The sequence below is a fragment of the Corallococcus sp. AB045 genome (assembly GCF_003668895.1).
Taxonomy (GTDB): domain Bacteria; phylum Myxococcota; class Myxococcia; order Myxococcales; family Myxococcaceae; genus Corallococcus; species Corallococcus coralloides.
Genome location: NZ_RAWN01000109.1, coordinates 23,250 through 32,542 on the forward strand (window position 1 = coordinate 23,250; position 9,293 = coordinate 32,542).

A 9,293-nucleotide genomic window follows, 5' to 3' on the forward strand; every position below is an offset into this window, starting at 1 on the left:
TGGACGGGAAGGTTCCACGTCGGGAGGTCCCCCGGTTGAGCGAAAATCGAAAGTACGCGCGGGTCGGCACCCACCTGCGCTGCTGGTGCGAGGGTGAGAACGTGACCCTGTATGCACGCATCGCCAACCTGAGCGAGGGCGGCCTCTTCTTGAGGACGAGCACCCCGCTGGCGGCGGGGACGCGGACGCAGGTACGGCTCACCCAGCAGGCGACGGACACGCAGTTGCAGGCGCAGGCCACGGTCGTCTGGTTGCGGCAGGAAGAGCAACCCGCCGGCCGCCCCCCGGGCATGGGCCTGAGATTCGAAGCGTTGGACGCGGACGCGCTGACGAGTCTGCGGCGCATCATCTCCCAGCAGCAAACCCACCCCTAGGGTTCCCATGCGCATCGCCGTCATCTCCGACATCCACTCCAACATCGAGGCCCTCACGGAGGTGCTGAGGGTGGCGGAGCACCAGAAGGTGGACCGCTTCGTGTCGCTGGGGGACATCGTCGGTTATGGGGCGTCCCCCAACCCGTGCTGCGACCTGGTGCGCTCGGTGGCGGAGATCACGCTCCTGGGCAACCACGACGCCGCGGTGGCGGGGCGGATGGACTACTCGTACTACTACGACGCCGCCCGGCACGCGCTCGACTGGAGCGCCAACGTCATCTCCGACGAGAACCTGGCCTGGCTGAGAAGCCTCCCGTACACGTACCGCATCGGTGAGGTGGGCTTCTGCCACGGGTCGCCCATCGACCCGAAGGCGTACGAGTACATCTTCGCGCTGGAGCAGGCGCGGGAGCTGACGCCGTACGTGGCGGAGCTGCCGGAAGTGACTTTCATCGGCCACAGCCACCTGTGCCGCGCGTTCGCCATTGGCAACGGCGAGGTGAACGACGTGGTGGCGCAGAAGTTCGTGCTGCGCAAGGGCTACAAGTACATCGTGTCCGTGGGGAGCGTGGGCCAGCCGCGCGACTACGACAACCGGGCCTGCTTCGTCATCTGCGACACGGACGCGCGCACGGTGGAGTACCTGCGCGTGGAGTACGACATCGAGACCTCCGCGCAGAAGATCTTCGACGCGGACCTGGCGCTCAACTTCGGCAAGCGGCTGTTCCTGGGCGTGTAGGCCGAGCCTGCCGCACCCCGTGCGGAAAAGGGGCGCGGCCGGACGGAAGGTGGCATAAACCGGGGCTGTGCGCCCCCAGGTCCTCCGTCCGAAGCGGCCCATCATGGGCCTTGGCCTCGCAGCCTTCCTGTTCGTCGCCGGGTGCAGTCGCTCGCCCGCGCCGCCCTCGCCCGAGTTCGAGCAGGCCAGCCGCCGGTGGACGGCGCTCTACGCCCAGAAGCTGGACGACGCGTACCTGGATCCCTCCATCGGGGAGATCGAGGCGCAGCTGCAGCGCGTGCCCGCGGACAGCGTGGACTCCGTCGCGTCCCAGGACTTGCTCCAGCGCATCCAGGCGGGCCGCACGCGCATGCAGGCGGCCCAGGAGGAGCAGCGCAGCGCGGTGGCCAGCGCCGGCAAGCTGCCCACCCTGGACCCTTCTTCAACGAACTTCCCGAGCCCGGCCGAGCCCGTGGCGGAGGAGCCCGTGGATGCCGGGCCGGGGGACGCCGGGGTGATTGCCGGGCCCCAGATGGGCACCCCGGCCTCCCAGCTGGTGGCGGGCTTCGAGGGCTGCTTCATCCGCGGCACGCCCGTCACGGTGGAGGAGCGGGGGATGCGGGACACCTGGCAGCTGAGCGACCGGGCGTCCTGCCAGCTGGGGTACCCCACCCACCGGGACTCGGTGCTGGTGATTGAAGACGGCCGTGTGTTGGCGCTGTTACCCAAGAGCGCCATGCGGACCGTGCGCCGTTATGAGGACGGCGGCACGGTGCCCGCGGACAGTGGCGGGCGTTGAACCTCTCTCTTTCAAGAGCTGACGACCTTCGATGAACGAACAGACCTTCATGAAGTTGATGCGCGTGCTCCCCAAGTCGGCGGTGTCCTCCGCGGTGGGGCTGGCCACGCGCCTGCCCGCGCCCGCGCCGGTGCACCACTGGGCCATGCGCACCTTCGCCAAGGCGTACAACGTGGACATGGAGGAGGCGGAGCACGCCTTCGAGAAGTACCCGACCTTCGCCCAGTTCTTCACCCGCGGCCTGAAGCCGGGCCTGCGCCCGGTGGACGCCGGTGAGAAGGTCGTCGTGTCCCCGGTGGATGGCCGGGTGTCCCAGGTGGGCTACTCGGACAACGGCCGCTGCCTGCAGGCCAAGGGCATCGAGTACACGGTGGACGAGCTCTTGGGTGACTCGCAGGCGGCGAAGCCCTTCCACGGCGGCGCCTGGACGACGGTGTACCTGTCTCCGCGCGACTACCACCGCATCCACTCGCCGCTGGGCGGCACCATCACCGGGTACGCGTACATCCCGGGTGAGTTCTGGCCGGTGAACCCCGCGTCGGTGAAGAACAAGCAGTCGCTGTTCTGCGTGAACGAGCGGCTGGTGACGTACCTGGACACCGTGGCCGGCAAGGTGGCGGTGGTGAAGGTGGGCGCCACCTGCGTGTCGCGCATCAAGGCGTCCTACGAGGACATCACCACGCACGTGGGCCAGCCCGGCAAGGTGCACAACTACGGCGCGGGCATCCCGGTGGAGAAGGGCGGCGAGCTGGGCCGCTTCGAGATGGGCTCCACCGTCATCCTCTGCTTCGAGCCCGGCCGCGTGCGCTGGGATGACAGCATGCAGCCGGAAGCGGTGGTGCGCATGGGCACGCGTATCGGAGTCATCACGTGAGCCAGAAGATCAACGGCGTGAAGGGGATGAACGACCTTCTGCCGGGCGAGATTGAAATCTGGCAGTTCGTGGAGTCGACCGCGCGCACGCTGTTCGGCCGCTTCGGCTACGGCGAGGTTCGCACTCCGATGGTGGAGGACACGGCCCTCTTCGTGCGCAGCGTGGGCGAGGAGACGGACATCGTCGGCAAGGAGATGTACACCTTCGAGGACAAGGGCGGCCGCAGCCTGTCCCTGCGTCCGGAGGGCACCGCGCCCGCGGCGCGCGCGTACATCGAGCACTCGGTGAACAACCAGGAGCCGGTGTCGCGCTGGTTCTACATGGGGCCCATGTTCCGCTACGAGCGGATGAAGACGGGCCGCTACCGTCAGTTCTCCCAGATTGGCGCGGAGGCCTACGGCGCGAAGGAGCCCGCGCAGGATGCGGAGCTGATGGACGTGGTGGTGCAGTTCCTGGAGGCCCTGGGCCTCACGGACGTCACCCTGAACATCAACTCGCTGGGCGACGACAACTGCCGGCCCGCGTACCACGCCAAGCTGGTGGAGTACCTCAACGCGCACAAAGAAGAGCTGTGCGCGGACTGCCAGCAGCGGCTGGAGCGCAACCCGCTGCGCGTCCTGGACTGCAAGAACGAGAAATGCCAGGCGGTGGCCGCGGCCGGGCCCAACGTGCTCGAATTCCTCTGCGAGCCGTGCCGCGCGCACTTCACGGACCTGCAGCGCAAGCTGGGCGCGCTGGGCATCCGCTACGTGGTGAACCACCGGCTGGTGCGCGGCCTGGACTACTACACGCGCACGGTCTTCGAGTTCATCGCCTCGCACCCCGCGCTGGGCACCGCCAGCACCGTGGGCGGCGGCGGGCGCTACGACAAGATGATGAAGGGCCTGGGCGGGCCGGATGTGCCCGCGGTGGGCTTCGCCATGGGCCTGGACCGGCTGGTGCTGCTCTTGAAGGAGAGCGGCAAGACGTTCGCCCAGCGGCCGGACCTGTTCATCGCCGTGGCCGACGAGGGCTCGCAGGACGAGGGCCTGAAGCTGGCCAGTCGCCTGCGCCGCGAGGGCCTCAAGGTGGACTTCGACACGCGCGGCGGCAGCCTCAAGAGCCAGATGAAGCGCGCGGACAAGTCTGGCGCCCGCTTCACGCTGGTGCTGGGCGAGCAGGAGCGCACCAGTGGCCAGGCGAAGCTCAAGCCCATGGCGGGCGGTGAGCCCATCCCCGTGGCGCTCGACAGCGTCGCCGCCACCGTGCGCGCGCAGCCGGATGCCCCGGCCCCGGCCCCCGCGGCCTGATCCAACTCCCCCTCCGGCGATGACGCGCCAGGCCGGAGGGGAGGGGGGCGGCCCGTCTTCCCTGAAAACCCAGGAGTAAAGGTGTTAAGCATCGTAAGTCCTGGGAATCGCTGGGGGATTGAGTCTTCGGAGATTCGCGGACATTGAGAGGGTGGAGTAGAATTCCCTCCGCGATGCCGAGCGCTCTCCAGCCCGTTTCCGTGATCGATGGCCCTCGTTGGATCCCTGTCGCCGGGGACAGCATGTGGCCGTCGTTGCGTGCGGGTGACGTGGCGGAGGTGGAGCCGCTGGTGGAGGCGCCGCGCCCGGGTGAGGTGGTGCTGGCGCGCTTCGAGTCCTCGCTGGTGTTGCACCGGGTGCGGTGGTGCGACGGCAGCTTCTGCGCGCTTCGCGGGGACAATGGCGCCATGGAAGATCCGCCGCTGCCTCTCGTCCGTATCCTGGGACGTGCGCGGCGTGTGCGCCGGGGTAGCGCGCTGCTGGAGATGGACCGTTGGGACGTGGGGCCCCGGCGGCTGGGCCGCTGGCGCGCGACGCTGAAGCGCCAGGTGGCCGCGTGGCTGGGAAGGACGGGCCGCGCATGAGCTTTCAGGAAGGCAGCGTTCCCCGGCGGCGTGCGGGGACCTCGGGGGAGGGCTTTGGCGCGGACTTCCTGGTGCTGGACGCGGAGGGGCGCACGCTGCGCGGGCTCAACCCGACGGCGGCGCGCATCTGGGCGCTGTGCGACGGACAGCGCACGGCCCGGGCGGTGGCGGAGCAGGTGGCTTCCGAGTTTTCGACCGACGTCGGTCCGGTGCTGACCGACACGCTGCGCTTCCTGGGGGAGCTTCAGCGGCGGGGTCTGTTGGACGAAGTGCGCGCGTCGGCCGGTGCCGCGCCTCTGGAGGAGACATGATGCGGGCGCTCGTGGCCGTGCTGGCGGGGGCGGTGGTGCTGTCGGCGTGCTCGGAAGGGGTGTCCCCCCTGCCGCCGGCGGCCGTGAAGCCAGGGCAGGGCAGTGGCTCCGTCACCCCCGTGGATCCGACCGACGTGCTGGCCGGTGGCGGGAGCGTGGCCCGGCCGCCGCCTCCGGCCCCCGCGGGCGAGGAGCCGCCTCCGGAAGAACCGCCTCCGGTGCCGCTGCCGCCCCCGACCGGGAGCGCGGAGGTGGTGGGCGTGGGCTCCGAGCCCACGGCCCTGTCCGAGGTGCAGCAGGTGGACGTGGACTTCGTGGTGAGCGGCGTGCGGAACAAGGGCCTGGTGGACGTGGAGTTCATCGCGCCGGGCGGGCGTCCGTACGAGAAGCGGAGCGCGACGGTGGAGGCGCTGCCGGAGGAGACGCGCACGCTGCGCTATTCGCTGCCGGTGGCGGGCACGCAGGTGTCCATGACGCGCATGACGGGCACCTGGCAGGTTCGCTTCTTCCTGGATGGGGTGCAGCTGGCCGCCACGTCCTTCACCCTGGAGCCGTGACGTGAGGCACGCCATGAACGTCCGCATCCTCGCGCTCGTCGCCGTGCTGCTGCCCGCGGTGGGCTTCGCGCAGAACGAGCCTCATACCTGGACCGTGCGCCCCATCCCCACCGCCGGAGAGACGGCCGCGCGGGTGGTGATGGGTGAAGCGTCCGAGCTCGTCGTGGAGGTGACCAACACGTCCACGTCCACGAACGACGCGCGCCTGTCGGAGGTGTCGTTCGTCCTCCCGACCGGCTACCAGCTCCTGGGTGGCCTGCCGGCGGAGGAGAACCCGAACTGGAAGATCGAGTACATCGACTCCACCCAGCGGCGCATCACCTTCCAGTCCACGCTGGGCTGCATCGATGAAGGACGCGGCCTGGCGCGGACCCAGTCCGCGCGCTTCGTGCTGAGCGTGGTGGCCCCAGCGGGCACCAGCGACGTCACCACCGAGCGTTTCGCGACGGGCACGAGCGGCCGCGACCAGTGCGATGGCACGAACTACGGCATCACCGTGGGCAACATGACCCCGTGGACGCGCAGCACCCTGTCCGCGAACGTGACGCTGTCGCCCCGGCTGCTGGCGGTCAATGGCACGACGGTGGCGCGCGTCGTGGTGGAGAACCGGGGCACGGCTTCGGCCTCGGTGCTCTTGGACAACCCCGCCACCACGAGCAGCGTGCCCCTCACCACCGTGAGCAAGAGCCCCACTGGCAACGCGACCGTCGCGGTGCGGTCCGCGGGCATCTTCGTGGCCAACCTGCGGCCCACCGCCGCGGGTGCCGTGGCCGCGCGCGTGCGGGCGCGCACGAGCAACAATGCCGTCAACGCGCCGCTGGCGGACTCGCCCGTGGCGGACGTGGGCAACCTGGTGGCGGCGGCGGACATGGACATCGTGGATGCGTTCGCCGGTGATCAGGTGGCGCTGCGCCTGACGGTGCTCAACACCTCCACCACGAACACGTACACCCAGGTGCGCCCGCGCGCGCCGGTGCTGCTGGGTCGCGCGACGGCGTCGCTCGTGGCCGGGCCGTCGCCGGAGAGCGTGGCGCAGCTGGCGCCGGGGGCCTCCGCGCAGTTCACCTGGCGCTACCAGGTGTCGGGCACGCCCGGCGCCCGCTACCAGTTCCAGGCGCAGGTGGACGGGACGCTCAACGGTTCGGCGGTGGCGGGGGATGTCGTCACCGCGCGCAAGGGCCGCATCGTGGAGCACCGCGTGCGGCTGAGCCAGGAGACGATGTCCACCGCGGCCACGGGCGTGACGGTGGCGTACATGGTGCAGAACCGGGGCACGCTTCCCATCTACGAGGTGAAGCTGTTCAGGCCCGCCGTGAACTACTTCTCGGTGGCCGCGTCGGGCCCGCAGGCATTCGGCGACTGGAACGTCACCACGGACACGGCCGGCTTCCTCTGGGAGTCGGAGACCGGCATCCCGGTGGGCGGCGAGGCCACCTTCCGCATCACCTATTCGGGCTTCACCGCCGTCACCGCGGACACGGCGTTCCGTCACCGGCTGGAGCTGAACCAGGGCTGGAACGATCCGCGCATCTACGTGGAGGGGACGATGACGCTGCTCTCGGTCGCCGCGTCCCCGGACGTGGGGCGCCTCACGGGCGTGGCCCGCGACGGTAGCGTGACGCTCACCTGGGACAACCCCTTCAACCACGGCGGCACCCTGGTGCTGCGCGCCGAAGGGACGAGCCCGCCCAACCCCGCGCCGACGAGCGGCGTGCGCTACGCGGTGGGCGACGTGCTGGGCAACGCGACGGTGGCCTACGTGGACGAGTTCAGCTCCGCGTCGTCCATGACGGACACGGCGGTGACGAACGGCACGACGTACACCTACCGCGTGTTCAACGTGGATGATCAGCTGCGGTACGGGCCGGGCAACCAGCCCACCTCGCAGGGGCTGTTGGCCACGCCCCGGGCTCGCGTGGCGGGCAACCCGCTGTGGTGCTACTCGGTGGGGTTGGACACGACGCTGCAGCCGGTGACGGAGCTGGGCGTGGGCATCTTCAGCTCCTTCAACGACTCGGTGGTGGCCACGCGCACGAACACCACGAACCCGTCCGAGGACGGCGCGGAGCGCTTCCGGCCGGTGAAGATGGCGGGAAAGATCGCCACGCGCTTCCCGGTGGTGCCGCTGCTGGGCCGGCCCGGGCAGCAGTGGATCGTCGTGGGGGATCAGACCGGCGTGCCGGCGGTGCTCAACGCGGCCACGGGCGAGTTCCTGTGGCGGAACACCACGCTGGGCCTGGGCAACATCAGCTCGTTCCCGGTGACGCAGCTGCTCGACTACGCGAACCCGGAGTACCGGACGACGTACTCGAACGTGGACCTGGCCATCTTCGCCACGCGCAACACGTCCGCGCAGAACCAGGTGGTCGCGCTGAACGCGGCCACGGGCGCGCTCATCTGGCGCTACCGGCCCGGGGACCTGGGCATGGTGAGTGGCGGCATGATGGTGGACTACACGACGAACCGGCTCTACGTGCCGACCCGGTCGGGCACGAGCGCGGCCACGCTGCGCGTGCTCAACAGCCTCACGGGCGCGGAGGTGGCGCGGCTGTCGCTGGGCGACCTGGAGTTCAGCGTGGTCCGCAACGCCACGACCAACCAGATCCTGATCACCGCCAATGACGGCCGGGTGCACGGTGTGAGTCCGGCCACGTACGAGATTGTGTGGACCGTCCAGGTCGCGGACGCCACGCAGCGGACGTTCACCCACTTCGTGCGGCCCCAGGGCCGGGGCTTCGTGGTGAGCCGGACCAATGACACGGTGGAGCACTACTCGGTCGATGCGGCGAACACGACCAACGTGCCGGCGTGGAAGTGGAAGACGCCCATCATGAACCCGTCCGGCCTCTTCACCCTCAACGTGAACGGCGTGCCGCGCGTCTACGTCGGCAGCGCGGACGGCAAGGTGCACCAACTGGAGCTGGAAAATAATGGGACGGACACCGGGCAGGTGACCGTGGGGCCGGCGCAGCTCATCGGCGTGCCGACCATCGATCACACCGTGGGCCGGTTGCATGTCGGTACCGCGGATGGTCGAATCTGTGCCTTTCCGGTGCCCTTCTAGGTGGGCCATCACGTGAGCCAACGTCCTTCACAGCCGCCCGCGGGGCCCGCCGTGCCAAAGCCGCCGGCTGCGTCCGCCGTGTACGTGCCGCCCGCCATCCTGTGGGAGCAGCCCTTCGTCGCGCTGGCGCAGCTGTCCATGTGCACCATCCCCGGCGAAGGGGAGTGCGTGCCTTGAACGGCGGGGACCCCCTGCCGGGTCCCCGTGACGGCGCGCTCCGGATCACCCTGGCCGGGTGGACCGTGGCGCTCGATGTGGAGGATGACGCGCTCGCCGGTCCGCTCCGGCGCGTGTTCGGCGCGTTCCTCGCTCCGGAGGCCGTGGCTCCCGATGCCCGGCTGGTGATGCGGAACCCTCCCAGCCCCCTTGCTCCGCCCGAGATGCAGGAGCTGCCCCGGCTTACGCCCGGTGACTCGGGGACGCTGCGCGTGGAGGGCGCCGGGTACTCCGCGGTGCTCTCTCCGGACCGGTGCCACGCGGACGTCATCGGGGCCGGGCGGTACCCGGTGGAGAACGTGATCAAGGTGATGCTCGCGTCCGCGCTCGCGAAGCGAGGCGGGCTGCTCATCCACGGCGTCGGGCTGGTGCACGAGGGCCGGGCCGCGCTGTTCGTGGGGCACTCCGGCGCGGGCAAGAGCACCCTGGGCGGGCTGTGGCGCGAGGCCGGCGGGACGGTGCTCGCGGATGAGCTGGTCGCAGTGTGGCCTGCGGAGGGTGGTGGGT

11 protein-coding genes are annotated in these 9,293 nt (G+C 70.1%); all 11 read left to right on the forward strand.

All coding sequences use genetic code 11. From position 1 onward, the window contains the following. Positions 1–35 precede the first annotated feature (35 nt). On the forward strand, positions 36–374 hold the full coding sequence (locus tag D7Y21_RS24300) for a TIGR02266 family protein (protein WP_120567978.1): 339 nt from the start codon (positions 36–38) through the stop codon (positions 372–374). Positions 375–381: 7 nt separating this feature from the next. Then, positions 382–1,113, forward strand: a complete 732-nt coding sequence (locus D7Y21_RS24305) for a metallophosphoesterase (RefSeq protein WP_120526312.1) — start codon at positions 382–384, stop codon at positions 1,111–1,113. Between the two features lie 103 nt (positions 1,114–1,216). Continuing rightward, the gene (locus D7Y21_RS24310) at positions 1,217–1,891 is read left to right on the forward strand and encodes a hypothetical protein (protein ID WP_120567977.1); all 675 of its coding nucleotides are present in this window, start codon (positions 1,217–1,219) and stop codon (positions 1,889–1,891) included. A 31-nt stretch (positions 1,892–1,922) separates the two neighbouring features. Then, positions 1,923–2,765, forward strand: a complete 843-nt coding sequence (gene asd, locus D7Y21_RS24315; protein WP_121715997.1) for an archaetidylserine decarboxylase — start codon at positions 1,923–1,925, stop codon at positions 2,763–2,765. Positions 2,766–2,791: 26 nt separating this feature from the next. Beyond that, entirely contained in the window at positions 2,792–4,054 is a 1,263-nt protein-coding gene (gene hisS / locus D7Y21_RS24320; protein ID WP_233592074.1) for a histidine--tRNA ligase, read from the forward strand. 173 nt (positions 4,055–4,227) lie between these two features. Next, positions 4,228–4,638 (forward strand): S24/S26 family peptidase, encoded by a 411-nt coding sequence (locus D7Y21_RS24325; RefSeq protein ID WP_255424227.1) that lies wholly within the window; start codon positions 4,228–4,230, stop codon positions 4,636–4,638. Then, positions 4,635–4,949: a PqqD family protein gene (locus tag D7Y21_RS24330; RefSeq protein WP_120567955.1), complete on the forward strand. Its 315-nt coding sequence runs from the start codon at positions 4,635–4,637 to the stop codon at positions 4,947–4,949. The genes D7Y21_RS24325 and D7Y21_RS24330 overlap by 4 nt, the downstream gene beginning before the upstream one ends. Then, on the forward strand, positions 4,946–5,506 hold the full coding sequence (locus tag D7Y21_RS24335) for a hypothetical protein (RefSeq protein WP_121715999.1): 561 nt from the start codon (positions 4,946–4,948) through the stop codon (positions 5,504–5,506). The genes D7Y21_RS24330 and D7Y21_RS24335 overlap by 4 nt, the downstream gene beginning before the upstream one ends. Positions 5,507–5,519: 13 nt before the next feature. Continuing rightward, a complete protein-coding gene (locus D7Y21_RS24340; protein ID WP_121716001.1) occupies positions 5,520–8,570 on the forward strand; it encodes a PQQ-binding-like beta-propeller repeat protein in 3,051 nt (1,016 codons plus the stop codon). A gap of 12 nt (positions 8,571–8,582) precedes the next feature. Beyond that, positions 8,583–8,747, forward strand: coding sequence for a hypothetical protein (locus tag D7Y21_RS41885; protein WP_158616729.1), 165 nt, complete (start codon positions 8,583–8,585; stop codon positions 8,745–8,747). Further along, on the forward strand, positions 8,735–9,293 hold a 559-nt coding region (locus tag D7Y21_RS24345; RefSeq protein WP_121716007.1), incomplete at its 3' end, for a hypothetical protein. The genes D7Y21_RS41885 and D7Y21_RS24345, both read left to right, overlap by 13 nt.